We start from the raw sequence: 17,276 nt of genomic DNA, 5'->3' as shown, positions 1-17,276 counted from the left end.
TCCATGGCGAATCGCGACGCACTGAGAGCCTTCCAGTCCCGGCTTGCAAGCCGTCTGCAGGCTGCGCGCACGACAGGCGTGGCCGCGACGTGGCTTGCCGTCGAGGCGGGCGAGGGCAAGTACCTCTTCCCGCTGGGGCACGCCGGCGAAATCTTTCCCTGGACGCCGCCGCAGCCCGTGCCCTACACGGCGCCGTGGTTCCTCGGCGTCGCCAACCTGCGCGGCGGCCTCTATGGCGTCGTCCAGCTTTCGGGCTTCGCCACCGGCGGGTCCGGGGCACTGGCCGCCACCGAGGCGGCGCGCATCCAATCGCGGCTCGTTGCATTCAACGAGCTGCTCGAAGTCAACTGCGCATTGCTGGTCGACCGACTGGCGGGGTTGCGGGGCGCGGAGGCCTTCACGGCCTCCGAAGCTCCGGGCGCAGAAGCACCTGCGTGGCATGGGCATCTGTACACCGACGCAGCAGGAGAGCGCTGGCAGGAAGTCAACCTGCAAGCGCTTTCGCAGCAACCCCAGTTTTTGAGTATTGGTGCGTAGTGCCTTGGCACGCAGCACTGGCAACCACCTGAAGGACCGACCGTGAGCTCGATCGCCGACAAGTTCAAGAAATTACTGCCCGTGAGCAACGGGAACGACAAGGCCCGCGTCGACGGCTCCGGTTCGATATCGCTCGACGATGTCGATACGGTTCAGGTTCCGGACGAGAAAACCGTGCGCATCGCGAGGAAGGGCGAAAGCTCGTCGCCCGTCGCGCCCGCGCCCACCGGCTTCGCCGATGGCGACGGCCTGACCGGCGGCGAGAACCCCGACGCGCTCGACGCGGCGGCGCTCGATGCCGTCCCGGCCGCAGGCCGATCGGGCTCCAGCCAGGCAAAGCAGCAGCGGATCCTGGCGATCCTGCTGGCCGTCACGGTGTTGCTGCTGCTCCTGGTGGCCGGCTCCGCCATTCTTCGCTCGGAACGCCTCGCACAGCAGGTGGCGGCCACCGGCCAGTCGCTGATGCAGTCGCAGCGCCTGGCCAAGTCGATCTCCCAGGCCCTCGTCGGCAGCGCCTCGGCGTTCGTCGAAGTGAAGGACAGCGCCGACGACCTCTCGCGTCGCGTCGCAGGCCTCACCAACGGCGACGATTCCCTGCGCCTGGAGCGCGTGGGCAACCAGTACGACGAGGAGATGAACAAGATCAATCCCCTCGTTGCACGTGCCGACACCAGCGCCAAGGCCGTGCTGGCCCAGCGCCAGATCCTGACCCAGGTGGGCGCCGCCTTGCGCGACATCAACCAGCAGTCGTCCACGCTGCTCGAAATGACGGAAACCGTCGCGTCGCTGAAGATGCAGCAGAACGCCACGCTGCCCGAAATCTCGGCCGCCGGCCAGCTCGTGATGCTGACGCAGCGCATCGGCAAGTCGACCAACGAATTCTTCACGGTCGAGGGTGTGAACCCCGACGCCGTGTTCCTGCTGGGCAAGGACCTGAACACCTTCCAAGAAACCACCCGCGGCCTGCTCGACGGCAATGCGCAGCAGCGCTTCCCCGGCTCGAAGGATCCGCAGACGCGCCAGCAGCTCGAAGCCATCCTGAAGACCTACGAGCAGATGCGCACGCAGGCTTCCGCCATTCTGGGCAACCTGCAGGGTCTGGTGGCGGCGCGCGAAGCGCAGGCTTCCATCCTGACCGACAGCGAGCCGCTGCGTAAGTCGCTGGGCGACCTGCAGGACAAGCTGTCCGCCCGCACGGGTCTGGGCGCCGGAACGATCGTCTTGCTGTTCGTGCTGTCGCTGGCCGCCCTGGCATTCGCCGGCGCCATCGGTTTCGTGCAGGTGCGCGAAGGCCGCGAACGTGCCGCCAACGCCGAACGCGAGCGTCTGGCCGCCGAGCAGACTTCGGAAGAAGCCGGCCGCATCAACAACGCCAACCAGGCCGCCATTCTTCGGCTGATGAACGAACTGCAGACAGTGGCCGAAGGCGACCTGACGCAGGAAGCGACCGTGACGGAAGACATCACCGGCGCCATCGCCGACTCGGTGAACTACACGGTGGAAGAACTGCGTTTGCTGGTGGGCAACGTGCAGAACACGGCGACCCGCGTGGCGCAGACGACGTCGCAGGTGGAAAACACCTCGACCGAACTGCTGGCCGCCTCGACCGAACAGCTGCGCGAGATTCGCGAAACCGGCCAGTCGGTGCTGACCATGGCCGAGCGAATCAACGGTGTGTCCACGCAGGCGCAAGAGTCCGCCACGGTGGCGCGCCAGTCGCTGCAAGCCGCATCGTCGGGCCTGCAGGCCGTGCAGAACGCCATCGGCGGTATGAACTCCATCCGCGACCAGATCCAGGAAACCTCCAAGCGGATCAAGCGCCTGGGCGAGTCGTCGCAGGAGATTGGCGAAATCACCGAGCTGATCTCGGACATTACCGAACAGACGAACGTGCTGGCCCTTAATGCCGCCATTCAGGCCGCATCGGCCGGTGAAGCCGGTCGAGGCTTCTCGGTGGTGGCGGAAGAAGTTCAGCGACTGGCCGAACGCTCCGCAGACGCCACGCGCCAGATTTCGGCGCTGGTGAAGGCGATTCAGACCGACACCCAGGATGCGGTGGGCGCCATGGAGCGTTCCACGCAGGGTGTGGTCGAAGGGGCCAAGCTGTCCGACAACGCGGGTACCGCGCTGACCGAGATTGACCGCGTGTCGCGCCGCCTCGCCGAGCTGATCGAGCAGATTTCGCAGTCCGCCTCCCGCGAAGCCGATTCGGCCAACGTGGTGGCTGCCAACATCCAGCACATTTTTGCGGTGACCGAGCAGACCGGTGAAGGTACGCGGACCACGGCCCAGCAGGTGCGCGAGCTCTCGCAGATGGCGGAAGAACTGCGCCGCTCGGTAGCCCGTTTCAAGATTGCCTGACGACAACAGATAGATAAGAACGGCGAGCAACCACGTGTCGATTCAAACCCCTGCCACGGCCCCCATCGCCGGCAACCTGCCGGCCACCGAAGACCTCGGGCCGCTGGCCTGGGTGCTGGGAGAAATCCAGAAATCCCTCGACGGTGTGGGCAAGTCGTTGCGGCGCTTCGTGCGCGACGTGGGCAGTGCAACGGAGCCCGAAAGCGGCCCGCTGCAGATGGCCCGCCAGCAACTGCACCAGGCCGTCGGTGCGCTGCAGATGGTCGGGCATTCGTCGCCCGCGCTGGTGCTCGGCGCCATCGAATTCGCGGTGCAGGGCTTCATTGCCGAACCGCAGCGCTGCACCGACAGCGCCGTGCTGAAGATCGAGCGTGCCGGCTTCGCCGTCACCGATTTCCTCAGTGCGCTGCTGGCCGGCAAGTCCGTGTCGTCGGTCGCGCTCTTTCCCCAATACCGCGATGTGCTGGAACTGGGCGGCAACGAGCGCGTTCATCCGGCCGATCTCTGGAGCACCGCCTGGCGCTGGGTCGAGGTCAAGCCCGCGCTCACGCAAGCCGCCGTTGCCTACGACCCGGCCGTGCGCTCGCGGCTCGACCGCGAAGTGCTGCAGCTGGTCAAGGTCGGCGACGTGCAGGCCGCACAGCGCCTGCAGGGCCTGTGCCTGGGGCTCGGACGCGGCGCGCTGCTGCCCCGCGTCGCCAGCTTCTGGACGCTGGCCGCGGGCTTCTTCGAAGCCCTGTCGCTCGGCCTCATTCCCGCCGATTCGTATGTGAAGCGCGCCGCCACGCGCGTGCTGCTGCAGTACGCCACGCTGGCACGCGGCGACAGCCTGGTGTCCGACCGTCTCGGCCAGGACCTTTTGTTCTTCTGCGCGCAGGCCGTGCCCACCGCCCGCGACGAAGCCGCCACGCTGCGCACCGTGCGCAGCGCCTGGGGCGTCGCCCACGAGCAGCACATCGACTACACCGTCGAGCAGTTCGGCCGTTTCGATCCGCTGGTGCTCACGCAGGCCCGCAAGCGCATTGAGACCGCCAAGGAAATGTGGTCGGCGCTCTCGGGCGGCGACATCACCCGCACGCGCCAGGTGGCCGACACCTTCGCGCAGCTGGGCGAATCGCTGCAGAAGCTGCATCCGCCGAGCCTGCCGATGGTCGAGGCGCTGTCGCATGCCGTCGAGGCCTCGGTCAAGTCGGGCCAGCCGCCCGACACCGAACTGGCGATGGAAGTCGCCACCTCGGTGCTGTACCTGGAAGCCGCGCTCGAAGACCTCGATCCGAGCGATCCGCAGCTCACCTCCCGCACGCTGCAGCTCGCGGGCCGCATCGAACGCGTGCGCGCGGGCGGCCATTCCGAGCCGCTCGAGCCGTGGATGGAAGATCTGTACCGCCGCGTGAGCGATCGCCAGACCATGGGCACCGTGGTCGACGAGCTGCGCAGCCACCTGAGCGAACTCGAGAAGTCGCTCGACCAGTACTTCCGCCGTCCCGCCGAAAAGGGGCTGCTGCGCACCGTGCCGACGCAATTGATGCAGATGCGCGGCGTGTTCTCCGTGCTCGGCCTCGACCAGGCGGCGCTCACCGTGCAGCGCATGCGCGACGACGTCGAGGCCATGCTGGTCAGCACCTCGCCCGCCGAGGAAATGGCCGGCTTCGACGCGCTCGGCAACAACCTGGGCGCGCTGGGCTTCCTGATCGACATGCTGGGCTACCAGCCCGCGCTGGCCAAGCGCCTGTTCGTGTTCGACACCGAGGCCGGCGAACTCAAGCCGCTGATGGGCCGCCAGGCCGCCGACAGCCACGAAGGCGACGTTGCGGCCCCCGCGGCCGAACCCGTGCTCAGCATCGAGGAAGTCGACGCACAGATCGCCTCGAAGCTCGCTGCGCTCGCCACGCCCGCCAAGAAGACCAAGCCGACGCCGCTCGAGGAATTCAGCCGCAAGGCCGAGAGCTGGACCTCCAAGATCACCGGACCGGGCGCACTGCCCGACACCGAAGTCACCGAGCTGGAAGAAGACGACCTCCAGAACATCTTCCTGGACGAGGCCCGCGAGGTGGTGCACAACGGCCTGGCCGCCATCACCGAACTGGGCAGCCATCCGGACGACATCGAAGAGCTCACCATCCTGCGCCGTGCGTTCCACACGCTCAAGGGCAGCTCGCGCATGGTCGGCCTCACCGACTTCGGCGATGCCGCCTGGTCGCTCGAGCAGGTGCTCAACACCTGGCTGGCCGACCAGCGTCCCGCCACGCCGGAGATGCTGTCGGCCACCGAACGCACGCTGCGCGACTTCGGCCAGTGGGTCGAAGCCATCGCCTCGGGCGAATCGCATTCCTGGCAGGCCGGCCCGTTCAGCCGCGTGGCCGATGCGCTGATGGCCGGCGAACCCGTGCCGCCGCCGGTGCGCGTGGCCGACGCCGAGCAACTGGCCGTGGCTGCCCGCCACATCGCCGCCGAACCCGAGCTGCCGCCGCTGCCCGATCTGTCGTTCCTGCCGGATCTCCCGGTGCAGGCCGCGCCCGAGCCGTTCCCCGAACTGCCCGCGCTCGAAGAAGAGCCGCAGAAGCCCGTGTCCGCTGAGGCGGACGACGACTTCACCTCCACCGACTTCATCGATTTCGAGACGAAGCAGCCCACCTCGCCCGCACCGCTGGAGGCGCTGCCCACCGGTGACGATTTCGATTTCCTGGCGCCCGCGAAGACGCCGGCGCCTGCCGAGCCGGCCGCTGCGCAGCCCAAGTCCGTCGAGCCCGAAGCGAGCATCGAGGCGACGGTGCCGACCGCCACCAGCCTGCCGGACTTCGCCTGGGACCTGAACCCGCTGCCCGTGCCGGCGAACGAGCCCAAGGCCGACGACATGGCCCTGCCTCCGCTGGAGGCGCTGCCCGAGTTGGAACTGACTCTTGAGCCGGAGCCCGAACCCGCAGCCGTGGCTGCGGTAGAGGCCCCGGTCGAAGCGCCCGCCGAGCCGCCGGCCATCGTGGCCGAAGAAGAAACGCCGGAGCCTGTTGCCGCACACGAGTCCGTCGAGACGGTGGAAGCCATCGAGGTGACGGAATCCGTGGAAGTTGCGGAAGTCGCGGAAGTGGCGGAAGAAGAACTCTCCGCCTCCGCCAGCGCCGAAGACCAAGTCAAGGTGATCGGCCCGCTGCGCATCGGCATCGCGCTCTACAACGTCTACCTCAACGAAGCCGACGAATGGTCCAGGCAACTGGCCACCGACGTCGGCGAATGGGCACTCGAATCGCACGAGCGCCTGCCCGACTCGACCATTGCGCTGGCGCATTCGCTGGCCGGCAGTTCGGCCACCGTCGGCTTCCACAGCCTCTCGGGGATGGCGCGCCTGCTCGAATCGGCGCTGCAGCATCTGCAGATGCAGGGCAGCGGCACGCGTGAACAGGGCGTGGTGCTGGTCGCCGCGGCCGACGAGCTGCGTCGCCTGCTGCACCAGTTCGCCGTGGGGTTCCTGCGCGATCCGGCCGAAGGCACGCTGCAGGCGCTGCGCGACATCGCGGCAGCCCCCATGCCGCTCGAAGCCGCCGTGCGCAGCGAAGTCCGGCCGTTCCAGCAGATCGTGTCCACCAGCGACGGCATCGCCGACGTGGCGCTGGACGATTCCGAAGACGCCATCGACCTGGCCGATGCGGTCGATGCCGACCTCTTCCCGATCTTCGAGGAAGAAGCCGCCGACCTGCTGCCTCAACTGGGCGAAGCGCTTCGCCAGTGGTCGCACCATCCCGACGACAGCGCGCCGCGCGCCTCGGTGCTGCGCACGCTGCACACGCTCAAGGGCAGTGCGCGACTGGCCGGCGCCATGCGCCTGGGCGAACGCGCGCACCGCATGGAGTCCGAGATCGAAGTCCTGGGCTCCCAGGGCGCCGAGCGGGCCGACATTGAAAAGCTCCTGGCCCGCCTCGATGCCCTGCAAGCCACCTTCGACGCGCTGCGCGCGGCCGACGATGCCACGCAGGTCGAGATGGCCCAACTCGTTGCCGCGGCCACCGCGCCTTCGCCGGCCATCCAATTGGTTCAGGTGGCGCCCGAAGGCGGCGTGCCGGCGAACGACGAAGAAGCCGCTCCGGTCGCCGATGCGTCGGAAGATGCCGCCGGCCCGGCCGTCACGATGCTGCAGCCGCGTCCGGCGCCCGCCTTGCTCGCGCCGCTGCGCGCTGCATCGGGCCAGGCCGTGCGCATCCGCACGCAACTGCTCGACCGCCTGGTCGCGCAGACCGGCGAGGTCATCATCACGCGCTCGCGCCTCGAAGCCGAACTCGGCCAGCTGCGCGGATCGCTGTCCGACCTCACGGGCAACCTGGACCGCCTGCGCCAGCAGCTGCGCGACATCGAAGTGCAGGCCGAAAGCCAGATGCAGTCGCGTCTCGCGCAAGCCAAGGATTCGCAGCAGAGCTTCGACCCGCTCGAGTTCGACCGCTTCACCCGCGTGCAGGAACTCACGCGGATGATGGCCGAGTCGGTAAACGACGTGGCCACCGTGCAGCGCACGCTGCAAAAGACGGTGCAGGCGACGGAAGACGACCTGAGCGTCCAGGCCCGCCAGACCCGCGAACTGCAACGCGGCCTGCTGCGCACGCGCATGGTGGAGTTCGAAGGCATTTCCGACCGCCTCTACCGCGTGGTGCGCCAGGCGTCGAAGGACACCGGCAAGCAGGTGCGGCTAGACATCGTCGGCGGCTCCATCGAAATGGACCGTGGCGTGCTGGACCGGATGACGCCCGCCTTCGAGCATTTGCTGCGCAACTGCGTGGCGCACGGCATCGAGGATTCGGCGGCGCGCGAGAAGGCCGGCAAGGAAGCCAGCGGCCTCATCGTCATCGACCTGCACCACGAAGGCAACGACGTCTCGGTGAGCTTCCGCGACGACGGCGCCGGCCTCGACCAGAAACGGATTGCCGAGCGCGCACGCGCACTCGGCCTGCTGGCGAGCGACCAGGAACTCACGCCCGAAGAAGCCACCGAGCTGATCTTCAAGCCCGGCTTTTCGACGGCTGGACAGGTCTCCGAGCTGTCCGGACGCGGCATCGGCATGGACGTGGTGCGCGCGCAGATCGCGGCGCTCGGCGGCCGCATCGAAACGCACAGCACGCCCGGCCAGGGCACCACCTTCAAGCTGGTGCTGCCGCTGACCACCGCCGTGACGCACGTGGTGATGCTGCGTGCCGGCGACGTGTCGATCGGCGTTCCGTCGAACCTCGTGGAACTGGTTCAGCGCGTGAGCGGCACCGACCTGGAAGCGGCCTATCTGCACAACAGCCATCCGTTCGGCAGCGAACAGGTGCCGTTCTACTGGGCCGGCGCGCTGTTGCAGGCCTCGGCCCGCAGCGGGCATGCCGGTGCCAAGAACAACACCCTCGTGATCGTGCGAAGCGCGGCACAGCGCGTCGCGCTGCACGTGGACGAAGTGCTGGGCAACCAGGAAGTCGTGGTGAAGAACCTCGGCCCGCAGCTCGCGCGGCTGCCCGGTCTCGCCGGCATCTCGGTGCTGGCCTCGGGTGCTGTGGCGCTGATCTACAACCCGGTGGCGCTCGCGGCAGTGCACGGCGAACAGGCGCGCCAGCGCCAGGCCGCCGCGCTGGTGGCGCCGGCGCACGCCGCGTCGGCCACGGCCGACCAGGACGCACCGCAGGTTCCGATGCCGGTGCTGGCCCCGGTGGCGCCGCAAGTGCCGCTGGTGCTGGTGGTGGACGACTCCATCACCGTGCGCCGCGTGACGCAGCGTCTGCTGCAGCGCGAAGGCTATCGCGTGTCGCTCGCGGCCGACGGCCTGCAGGCGCTCGAACGGCTGCAGCAGGAGCGTCCGTCGGTGGTGCTGTCGGACATCGAAATGCCGCGCATGGACGGCTTCGACCTGGCCCGCAACATCCGCGCCGATGCCGCGCTGGCCGAGCTGCCGATCATCATGATCACCTCGCGCATCGCCGAGAAGCATCGCGACTACGCGCGCACGCTGGGCGTGAACCACTACCTGGGCAAGCCCTACTCGGAAGAGGAACTGCTGCGCCTGGTGCGTGCGTACACGACCGAGCCGACGCTGGCAGCCGCAGCCTGACGCGCTCCGGCGCTCATCCAGAGAAAGGCCCTTCGGGGCCTTTTTCTATTTCTGCAGCGCCTTGGCCCGCGCCACGCCGTAGCGCTGCAGCGTCTTCTCGCGCGCCTCGGCATGGTCCACCACGGGCAAGGGATAGGTCTCGCCCAGCTTGATGCCCGCCGCCTCCAGTTCGACCGGCGATGCCGTCCACGGCGCATGGATCGCCGCGTTCGACAGCCGCGCGAGCTGCGGCAGGTAGCGGCGGATGAACTTGCCCTCGGGGTCGAAGCGCTCGCTCTGCGTCACCGGGTTGAAGATGCGGAAGTAGGGCTGCGCATCGCAGCCGCTGGAGCTCGCCCATTGCCAGCCGCCGTTGTTGGAGGCCAGCTCGAAGTCGTTCAGGTGCAGCGCGAAGTAGCGCTCGCCCCGGCGCCAGTCCAGCCCCAGGTCCTTGCAGAGGAAGCTCGCCACCACCATGCGCAGGCGGTTGTGCATGTAGCCGCTCTGGTTGATCTGCAGCATGGCCGCATCGACCAGCGGATAGCCGGTGCGGCCCTCGCACCAGGCGTCGAGGAGCTGGTCGGCATGCTTGCCGTGGTGCCACTGGATCTTGTCGTACTCGGGGCGGAAGCTCTTGGATTCGCCGTCCTTGTGGACGTGCGGGAAGTGCGTGAGGATCTGAAAGTAGAAGTCGCGCCAGATCAGTTCACTCAGCCACGTCGCCGCGCCCGCGTTGCCCTGCAGCGAGAGCTGGTGCGCCACGCTCGCCACCTGGCGGATCGACACCGTGCCGAAGCGCAGGTGCACGCCCATGTAGCTGGGGCCGCGCACGGCGGGGAAATTGCGCGCTTCGTCGTAGCGGTCGATGCGCTCGAAGAAATCCTCGAACAGCACGCCGGCGCCGAGCGAGCCGGTCGGGATCTCCAGCGCCGAGAGGTTGGTCTTCTCGAAGCCCAATTCGCCCAGCGAGGGCATCGGCTCGCGGTAGGCCTGCGGCGGCGGAACCAGCGCATCGGCGTGGCCGCGCACCGGGTAGGGCTTGAGAAAGAACGAATCCACCTTTGCGAGCCAGGCCCGCTTGTAGGGCGTGAACACGGTGTAGGGCTGGCCGGTTTTGGTCAGCACCTCGTCGCGGTCGAAGACGGTCGAGTCCTTGTAGGTGTGAAAGGCGATGCCCGCGTTGGCCAGCGCGCCTAGCACCTTGGCGTCGCGCTCCAGCGCATCGGGCTCGTCGTCGCGGTTGGCGAACACGGCCTGCACGCCCAGGTCGCTCGCGAGCGCGGGGATTTCCTGCACCGCGTGCGAGTGCCGCACGATCAGCCCGCCGCTCAGTGCGCCCAGTTCCGCCTGGAGTTCCAGCAGCGATTCGCGGATGAATTCGACCCGCCGGTCGGCGCTGGGCAACGGGTCCAGGATCGCCTTGTCGAACACGAAAACGCAGACCACCTGGCGGCAGGCGCGAAGGGCGCGGTAGAGCGCTGCGTTGTCGTCCACGCGAAGGTCGCGGCGGAACCACATGAGCCCCTTGGGATAGGTCTTGTCGACGGCCAGTAAAATGGGTGGCATATGGCCGCCGATTCTGCCCCGATGAACCTCACGCATCACTTTTTGATAGCGATGCCCGGGATGGAAGACAAAACTTTCAACCGCAGCGTCGTGTACCTCTGCGAACACAGCGAGCGCGGTGCGCTCGGCCTGGTGATCAACAAACCCAGCGACATCAACCTGAAGGTGCTGTTCGAGAAGATCGAGCTGCACCTGTCCCGCCCCGAGCTGGGCGAAGCGCCCGTCTTCCAGGGCGGCCCGGTGCAGACCGAGCGCGGCTTCGTGCTGCACGAGCCGGTCTTCGCCCATGCCGAGAAGCCCGAAGAATCGGTCTACGCCTCGACCATGACCATTCCCGGCGGCCTGGAGATGACCACCTCCAAGGACGTGCTGGAGGCCCTGGCCACCGGCGCCGGCCCCCGCAAGGTGCTGGTCTCGCTGGGCTATTCGGCCTGGGGCGAGGGCCAGCTCGAATCGGAACTGGCCGAGAACAGCTGGCTCACCGTGAGCGCCGATCCGGCCGTGATCTTCGACACCCCGATCGAGCAGCGCTACGACAAGGCGCTGATGTTGCTGGGCCTCGAAGCCTGGAAGCTCTCCCCCGACGCCGGACACGCATGATGACCTCGGCTCGCCCCCAGTCTTCGCGCACTTCGTGTCGCTTCGCCAACCCCCTACCGGGGGCGGGCCGGCCGCTTCGGGCGGCCGTGCGCGGCGGCCCCCTGTGAGTGGACCGGCGATGTCCGACAGTGCTGCGTCCTCATCTGTTCCCGTCCCGCCCCATTTCCAGACCTTCCTGGCCTTCGATTTCGGCCTGAAGCGCACGGGCGTGGCCAGCGGCAACCGGCTGCTTCAATCGGCCACCCCGCAGGCCACCATCAAGGCCGAGGGCGATGCCCGCTTCGCGCAGGTCGAGGCCCGCATCAAGGAATGGCAGCCCGACGCCCTGGTGATCGGCGTGCCCTACCACCCCGACGGCGCCCCGCACGAGAACACCCGCCGCGCGCAGAAGTTCGCGCGCCAGTTGCGCGGCCGTTTCAACCTGCAGGTGTTCGAGGTCGACGAGCGCTACAGCACGACCGAGGCGCTGTCTTCCGGCGCCAGAGACGCCGACGCCGCTTCGGCCTGCATCATCCTGGAGCAATTTTTGAGGAGTCTCCCGTGAGTTCCATTTCCGCCATTCCCGATGCCGAAGGGCTCTACACGGGCCTCCTGGCCGGCGTGAAGGCGCTGCTGCGCCCCGAAACCAAGCTGGTCGGCATCACCTCCGGCGGCGCTTGGCTCGTCGAGCGGCTGCAAAAAGACCTGGGCCTGCCCGGCGCGCCCGGCGTCATCTCCTCGGCCATGCACCGCGACGACTTCGCGCGCCGCGGCCTTTCGGCCAGCGCGCAGACCTCGCTCCCCTTCGACGTGAACGGCACCGACGTGCTGCTGCTCGACGACGTGCTCTACACCGGCCGCACCATCCGCGCGGTGCTCAACGAGCTGTTCGACTTCGGCCGCCCAGCCTGCGTGCGGCTCGCGGTGCTGGTCGATCGCGGCGGGCGCGAGCTGCCGGTGGCCGCCGATTTCGCGGCCGCCAAGCTCACCCTGCCCGACACCCAACTGCTGGCTCTGGCCCGCGCCGACGACGGTTCGTTCAGCCTCAAGGTGGAGGAAAGCAAGTAATGCTCTACAAGCGAAATCCGCAGCTCAACAAGAACGGCGAGCTCATCCACCTGCTGTCGATCGAAGGCCTGCCCAAGGACATCGTCACGCACATCCTCGATACCGCCGCCAACTTCACGAGCGTGAGCGACCGCGAGGTGAAGAAGGTGCCGCTCCTGCGCGGCAAGAGCGTCTTCAACCTGTTCTTCGAGAACAGCACGCGCACCCGCACCACCTTCGAGATCGCGGCCAAGCGCCTGTCGGCCGACGTCATCAACCTGGACATCGCGCGCTCCTCGGCCACCAAGGGCGAGTCGCTGCTGGACACCATTGCCAACCTGAGCGCCATGGCGGCCGACCTGTTCGTGGTGCGCCACAGCGAATCGGGCGCGCCCTACCTGATCGCACAGCACGTCGCGCCGCATGTGCACGTGGTGAACGCCGGCGACGGCCGCCACGCGCACCCGACGCAGGGGCTGCTCGACATGTACACGATCCGCCACTACAAGAAAGACTTCGCGAACCTCACGGTCGCGATCGTCGGCGACGTGCTGCACTCGCGCGTGGCGCGCTCCGACATCCATGCATTGACGACGCTCGGCTGCGCCGAAGTGCGCGTGGTCGGCCCCAAGACCCTCGTGCCCGGCGACATGGCCGGCATGGGCGTGCGCGTGTGCCACACGCTCGAAGAAGGCATCAAGGACTGCGACGTGATCATCATGTTGCGCCTGCAGAACGAGCGCATGAGCGGCGCGCTGCTGCCCTCGTCGCAAGAGTTCTTCAAGACCTACGGGCTCACGCCCGAGAAGCTGCAACTGGCGAAACCGGATGCGATCGTGATGCACCCGGGGCCCATCAATCGCGGCGTGGAGATCGACTCCGCCGTGGTCGATGGCAAGCAGAGCGTGATCCTTCCGCAAGTCACCTTCGGCATCGCAGTCCGCATGGCCGTCATGAGCATCGTGGCGGGTAACGAAGCATGAACACTCTCATCACCAACGGCCGCGTCATCGACCCCGCCTCGGGCACCGACAAGAAGACCGACATCGCCATCGCCGACGGCAAGATCGCCGGCATCGGCAACACGCCGGCCGGCTTCAAGGCCGACCGCACCATCGACGCCACGGGCTGCATAGTCGCCCCCGGTCTCGTCGATCTCGCCGCGCGCCTGCGCGAGCCGGGGTACGAACACGAAGGCATGCTCGAGAGCGAAATGGCCGCGGCCATCGCCGGCGGCGTGACAAGCCTTGTGTGCCCGCCCGACACCGACCCCGTGCTCGACGAGCCCGGCCTTGTCGAAATGCTCAAGTTCCGCGCCGAGAAGCTGCAGCGCGCGCGCCTCTTTCCGCTCGGCGCGCTCACGCGCAACCTCGCCGGTGGCGTGCTCACCGAAATGGCCGAACTCACCGAGGCCGGCTGCATCGGCTTCAGCCAGGCCGACGTGCCGCTCGCCGACACGCAGGTGCTGCAGCGCGCACTGCTCTACGCGAGCACCTTCGGCTACACCGTCTGGCTGCGCCCGCAGGACCGCGACCTCGGCAAGGGCGTGGCCGCCAGCGGCCCGCTCGCCACGCGCCTGGGCCTCTCGGGCGTGCCCGTGTCGGCCGAGACGATCGCCATCTTCACCATCGTCGAGCTCATGAAGAGCACCGGCGCGCGCGTGCACCTGTGCCGCATCTCCAGCGCCGCGGGCGTGGCGCTGGTGCGCGCGGCCAAGGCGCAGGGGCTGCCGCTGACCTGCGACGTCAGCATCAACTCGCTGCACCTGGCCGACACCGACATCGGCTACTTCGACAGCCGCGCGCGCCTGAACCCGCCGCTGCGCCAGCAGGGCGACCGCGACGCGCTCTCGGCCGCGCTGGCCGACGGCACCATCGACGCGCTGGTGTCCGATCACACGCCCGTCGAGGCCGATGCCAAGACGCTGCCTTTTGCCGAAGCCGAACCCGGCGCCACCGGCCTCGAACTGCTGCTGCCGCTCGCGCTGCAATGGGGCGAGCGCAGCGGCGCAGGCATCGCACGGGCCATCGAGGTCATCACCTCCGCGCCTGCGCGTCTGCTGGCCACCGTCGATGCGGGCACTGGCATCGGCCGGCTGGTCGAAGGCGGTGTCGCCGACCTGTGCGTGGTCGATAGCGCGCTCGAATGGCAGGTGCAGCCCGACCAGCTCAAGAGCCAGGGCAAGCACACGCCGTTCGCCGGCTATCCGGTGCAGGGCCGTGCGCGCCACACGCTGGTCGCGGGCCGCGTCGTCCACGGCTGAGAACGAAATCCACGCGCCATGCTTCATTCGCTGAAGGCCTGCTGGCGGTTGCTGCATGCGGTCGGGCATGCGCTGGGCGGCTGGTGGACGATCCGATTTGCGTTTCCGAAGATGTCGCAGGCCGAGCGCAACGCGCGCGTGCAGGAATGGTCGCGCCGCATGCTCGAGATCATGGGCATCACGCTCAAGGTGCAGGGCACGGCGCCGACCCAAGGGCCGGTGCTGATCATCAGCAACCACCTGTCGTGGCTCGACATCACGGCCATCCATGCGGCGCGGCATGTGCGCTTCGTGTCGAAGTCGGGGGTCAAGCACTGGCCGGTGATCGGCACGCTGTCGACCGGCGCGGGCTCGCTCTACATCGAGCGCGAACGCCGCCGCGATGCGCTGCGCGTGGTGCACCACATGACCGAGGCACTGCGCGAGGGCGACATGATCGGCGTGTTCCCCGAGGGCACGACGAGCGATGGCCGCGGGCTGCTGCCGTTCCACGCCAATTTGCTGCAGGCCGCGATTTCTTCCGGTGCACCGGTGCTGCCCGCCGCGCTGCGCTTCGCCGATGCCGCCACCGGCGAAACCAGCCAGGCGCCGCGCTACATCGACGACGACAACCTGCTCACCTCGCTCTGGAACACGCTGCGCGCGCCGCCTTTGCTGGCCATCGTGCGCTTCGGCGAGCCGCAGGATTCGCACGGCCGCGAGCGCCGCACCTGGGCGCAGTCGCTGCATGAAGACGTGCAGCAGCTGCGCCGCGAAACACATTGAGCCGCTGAGCGGCAGCCGCAAAAAAAGCGCCCTCGAAAGGGCGCTTGAACGACGCACGGATGCGCCGTGAGGAGGAAGCGGGAACGCGGGGAAGGCGTCAGAGGATGCCGAAGATCTTCAATCCGATGATCACGATGATCGGCACGCCGCAGAGCCAAAGGATGATGCTTTTCATGATCGAAGTCTCCGTGAGCTAAGTAGGCCTCCACATTGGCCGCGCGTTCGGCCGGTGCTTGCGGGAGAAGGCAAACCTTGCGCGTGGGCGCGTGCCTACAAGCCGCCGCCGCTTTGGCTCTGCATCACGAAGAAGCCGATCGCCATCACCAGGAGCGCGCCAGCGCGACCCAGGTTTGAGACCCGCCGGTATGGGTTCCCTGGGGAACACGAGCAGACGTGTTGCGACGGAGGGAGCGGGCGGTGGCCGGCACTGCCCGAGCGACAGCGGCGCGAAGAGCTACGTGCGCCGTTGATCCGAAGGATCAGTCGCGATCTTCGTAATACCGGCGATGTTGCTCGCGCTCCCACTGCCGGCGACGCCATTCGCGGCGCTCCGCACGGCGCTCTTCCCAACGCTCCGCGCGACGCTCTTCCCAGCGTGAACCAGGCTCGTAGTACACCGGCGCGGGCGTGGAATACACAGGCGCCGGGGGCTGGTAGTAGGTCGGCGCCGGCCGCGAGTAAACGGGGGCCGGCTCGTAGTAGACCGGTGCCGGTTGGCCGACCACCAGGCCCGGCAGGTTGACGCCGATGGACCAATGGGTCTCCGCATTGGCCGATGCGCCGGTGAACAAGGCGCCTGCGGCGACAAGGCCTGCGGCGGCCAGCTTGAGAACGGTTCGGGGAATCGACATTTCATCTCCTGAAGCGGGGCGTGAAACAGCCCTGATGTCGTGTCCAACGCCCCTGCGCACGATGCCGCTCACATCGCTCAGGTGAAGTACCGTTCCCAAATGTCACGCACGTTGCGAAACGATGGCGCCGCGGGACAGCCCATCAACCCCAGAACGCATCCTCCGCCGCCTGGTCTTCGGAGAACAGCCACACCTCGCAGATGCGCCCGCTGTCGATGCGCAGCACGTCGACGCCCGACATCGCCATCGACGCGCCCGGCTTCTCCGCGCAAAAGTGCAGCGGCGTCGCGACCCGGTCGCCTTGCGCCATCAGCGGCCCGACGCTGTCGATGCGAAAGCTCCCACCGCTGCGCTCCATGAAGCGCCCCAGCAGCGCGTAGACGGCTTCCTTGCCCCGGTGCGTGCCCGAGAGGCTGCCGCTGCCCGGCTGGTGCCAGACGATGTCGTCCGCGAAGATCTTTCCGACTGCATCGAAGTCGCCCTTGGCGATGGCGTCGAAGTAGCTGCGGACGAGTTCGATGTTCTGCTGCGGGTTTGTGGTGGTGTCGATGGTGGTGTTCGTATTCATGGCGCGGACAATAGCCACCCGCATTCCCTCCCGCAAGAACGCACCCCAACGTGCCCAAGGCACCTCGAAGTGACCATGGAAGAACAACAGCAAGCCCCGCAACCCGCCGCTCACCCGGCTTGGAACCCGTACCTCGCCACTTGCCCGACGCGGCAGGTGCTCGACTGCATCGCCGACAAATGGGCTGCGCTGGTGGTGGGCTTGCTGATCGGCGGCACCCGACGTTTCGGCGAACTGCGCCGCGAGATCCAGGGCGTGTCGCAGAAGATGCTCACGCAAACGCTGCGCTCGCTGGAGCGCGACGGCATCGTGCGCCGCGAGGTCTACGCCACCGTGCCGCCGAAGGTCGAGTACTCGTTGACCCCGCTGGGCGAATCGCTCGCGGCCACGCTGGAAGAACTGCGCCTCTGGGCGGAGCGGAACATCGAGGACGTGCTCCGGAATCGGGCGACGTTCGATGCGGCGGCAGCGGTGGCGAGTGAGAGCGCCCCGGCATCGGCAGCAAAGAACCGCTGAGCAGCAGGGGCAACTGAGGGCTCGACGCATTCTTTCGTTCATGCCCGCACTCGCTGCAGCACCCCGTTTCCCCTCGCAAGCACCTTCCGCAGAACCGCGCCATCCGGCCCACGCAAGCCGGCTGTTTTGCGTTGCCGCACGAAGGCGTTAATCTGCCGCAGCTTTCATTTCCAGGGACGG

At 67.9% G+C, this 17,276-nt stretch carries 13 protein-coding genes; 10 read left to right on the top strand and 3 right to left on the bottom strand.

Going from position 1 to position 17,276, the window contains the following annotated elements:
- The first annotated feature begins 3 nt into the window (after positions 1-3).
- From VARPA_RS26060 to VARPA_RS26050, 3 genes are read left to right on the top strand one after another with little or no spacing between them, the layout of a single operon-like run.
- Positions 4-537 (top strand): chemotaxis protein CheW, encoded by a 534-nt coding sequence (locus tag VARPA_RS26060; protein ID WP_013543586.1) that lies wholly within the window; start codon positions 4-6, stop codon positions 535-537.
- Between the two features lie 42 nt (positions 538-579).
- A complete protein-coding gene (locus VARPA_RS26055) occupies positions 580-2,898 on the top strand; it encodes a methyl-accepting chemotaxis protein (RefSeq protein ID WP_013543585.1) in 2,319 nt (772 codons plus the stop codon).
- 34 nt (positions 2,899-2,932) lie between these two features.
- Entirely contained in the window at positions 2,933-8,962 is a 6,030-nt protein-coding gene (locus VARPA_RS26050; protein ID WP_013543584.1) for an Hpt domain-containing protein, read from the top strand.
- 45 nt (positions 8,963-9,007) lie between these two features.
- On the opposite strand, the gene VARPA_RS26045 is transcribed toward VARPA_RS26050, so the two are convergent.
- Complete coding sequence (locus tag VARPA_RS26045) at positions 9,008-10,507, bottom strand: cryptochrome/photolyase family protein (RefSeq protein WP_013543583.1); 1,500 nt, start codon at positions 10,505-10,507, stop codon at positions 9,008-9,010.
- On the opposite strand from VARPA_RS26045, the gene VARPA_RS26040 reads away from it, so the two are divergent.
- The 6 genes from VARPA_RS26040 (at position 10,508) to VARPA_RS26015 (ending at position 15,161) form a co-directional block, all read left to right on the top strand.
- The gene (locus VARPA_RS26040) at positions 10,508-11,107 is read left to right on the top strand and encodes a YqgE/AlgH family protein (protein WP_013543582.1); all 600 of its coding nucleotides are present in this window, start codon (positions 10,508-10,510) and stop codon (positions 11,105-11,107) included.
- A gap of 118 nt (positions 11,108-11,225) precedes the next feature.
- Positions 11,226-11,651, top strand: coding sequence for a Holliday junction resolvase RuvX (ruvX, locus tag VARPA_RS26035; protein ID WP_013543581.1), 426 nt, complete (start codon positions 11,226-11,228; stop codon positions 11,649-11,651).
- Between the two features lie 5 nt (positions 11,652-11,656).
- The gene (gene pyrR / locus VARPA_RS26030; protein WP_041944022.1) at positions 11,657-12,154 is read left to right on the top strand and encodes a bifunctional pyr operon transcriptional regulator/uracil phosphoribosyltransferase PyrR; all 498 of its coding nucleotides are present in this window, start codon (positions 11,657-11,659) and stop codon (positions 12,152-12,154) included.
- Positions 12,154-13,116 (top strand): aspartate carbamoyltransferase catalytic subunit, encoded by a 963-nt coding sequence (locus tag VARPA_RS26025; protein ID WP_013543579.1) that lies wholly within the window; start codon positions 12,154-12,156, stop codon positions 13,114-13,116. The genes pyrR and VARPA_RS26025 overlap by 1 nt, the downstream gene beginning before the upstream one ends.
- Positions 13,113-14,396, top strand: coding sequence for a dihydroorotase (locus VARPA_RS26020; protein ID WP_013543578.1), 1,284 nt, complete (start codon positions 13,113-13,115; stop codon positions 14,394-14,396). The genes VARPA_RS26025 and VARPA_RS26020 overlap by 4 nt, the downstream gene beginning before the upstream one ends.
- A gap of 18 nt (positions 14,397-14,414) precedes the next feature.
- Positions 14,415-15,161: a lysophospholipid acyltransferase family protein gene (locus VARPA_RS26015; RefSeq protein ID WP_013543577.1), complete on the top strand. Its 747-nt coding sequence runs from the start codon at positions 14,415-14,417 to the stop codon at positions 15,159-15,161.
- A gap of 479 nt (positions 15,162-15,640) precedes the next feature.
- Here VARPA_RS26015 and VARPA_RS26010 read toward each other — a convergent pair whose 3' ends face one another.
- Both VARPA_RS26010 and VARPA_RS26005 read right to left on the bottom strand, forming a co-directional pair.
- Entirely contained in the window at positions 15,641-16,012 is a 372-nt protein-coding gene (locus VARPA_RS26010) for a hypothetical protein (protein WP_013543576.1), read from the bottom strand.
- 142 nt (positions 16,013-16,154) lie between these two features.
- A complete protein-coding gene (locus VARPA_RS26005; protein ID WP_013543575.1) occupies positions 16,155-16,580 on the bottom strand; it encodes a nuclear transport factor 2 family protein in 426 nt (141 codons plus the stop codon).
- A 75-nt stretch (positions 16,581-16,655) separates the two neighbouring features.
- On the opposite strand from VARPA_RS26005, the gene VARPA_RS26000 reads away from it, so the two are divergent.
- The gene (locus VARPA_RS26000) at positions 16,656-17,096 is read left to right on the top strand and encodes a winged helix-turn-helix transcriptional regulator (protein ID WP_013543574.1); all 441 of its coding nucleotides are present in this window, start codon (positions 16,656-16,658) and stop codon (positions 17,094-17,096) included.
- Positions 17,097-17,276 lie beyond the last annotated feature (180 nt).

The sequence above is a fragment of the Variovorax paradoxus EPS genome (assembly GCF_000184745.1).
Classification (GTDB): Bacteria; Pseudomonadota; Gammaproteobacteria; order Burkholderiales; family Burkholderiaceae_C; genus Variovorax; species Variovorax paradoxus_C.
Note: the sequence above shows the minus strand (reverse complement) of the source record. Positions and strands in the feature narration are given on the sequence as shown.

What these genes read in the sequence shown, in the direction of transcription:
- VARPA_RS26060 (WP_013543586.1), top strand. Translation starts at nt 4, where the DNA reads ATGGCGAATCGCGACGCACTGAGAGCCTTCCAGTCCCGGCTTGCAAGC.
- VARPA_RS26045 (WP_013543583.1), bottom strand. Translation starts at nt 10,507, where the DNA reads ATGCCACCCATTTTACTGGCCGTCGACAAGACCTATCCCAAGGGGCTC.
- VARPA_RS26040 (WP_013543582.1), top strand. Translation starts at nt 10,508, where the DNA reads ATGGCCGCCGATTCTGCCCCGATGAACCTCACGCATCACTTTTTGATA.
- ruvX (WP_013543581.1), top strand. Translation starts at nt 11,226, where the DNA reads ATGTCCGACAGTGCTGCGTCCTCATCTGTTCCCGTCCCGCCCCATTTC.
- VARPA_RS26025 (WP_013543579.1), top strand. Translation starts at nt 12,154, where the DNA reads ATGCTCTACAAGCGAAATCCGCAGCTCAACAAGAACGGCGAGCTCATC.
- VARPA_RS26020 (WP_013543578.1), top strand. Translation starts at nt 13,113, where the DNA reads ATGAACACTCTCATCACCAACGGCCGCGTCATCGACCCCGCCTCGGGC.
- VARPA_RS26015 (WP_013543577.1), top strand. Translation starts at nt 14,415, where the DNA reads ATGCTTCATTCGCTGAAGGCCTGCTGGCGGTTGCTGCATGCGGTCGGG.
- VARPA_RS26010 (WP_013543576.1), bottom strand. Translation starts at nt 16,012, where the DNA reads ATGTCGATTCCCCGAACCGTTCTCAAGCTGGCCGCCGCAGGCCTTGTC.
- VARPA_RS26005 (WP_013543575.1), bottom strand. Translation starts at nt 16,580, where the DNA reads ATGAATACGAACACCACCATCGACACCACCACAAACCCGCAGCAGAAC.
- VARPA_RS26000 (WP_013543574.1), top strand. Translation starts at nt 16,656, where the DNA reads ATGGAAGAACAACAGCAAGCCCCGCAACCCGCCGCTCACCCGGCTTGG.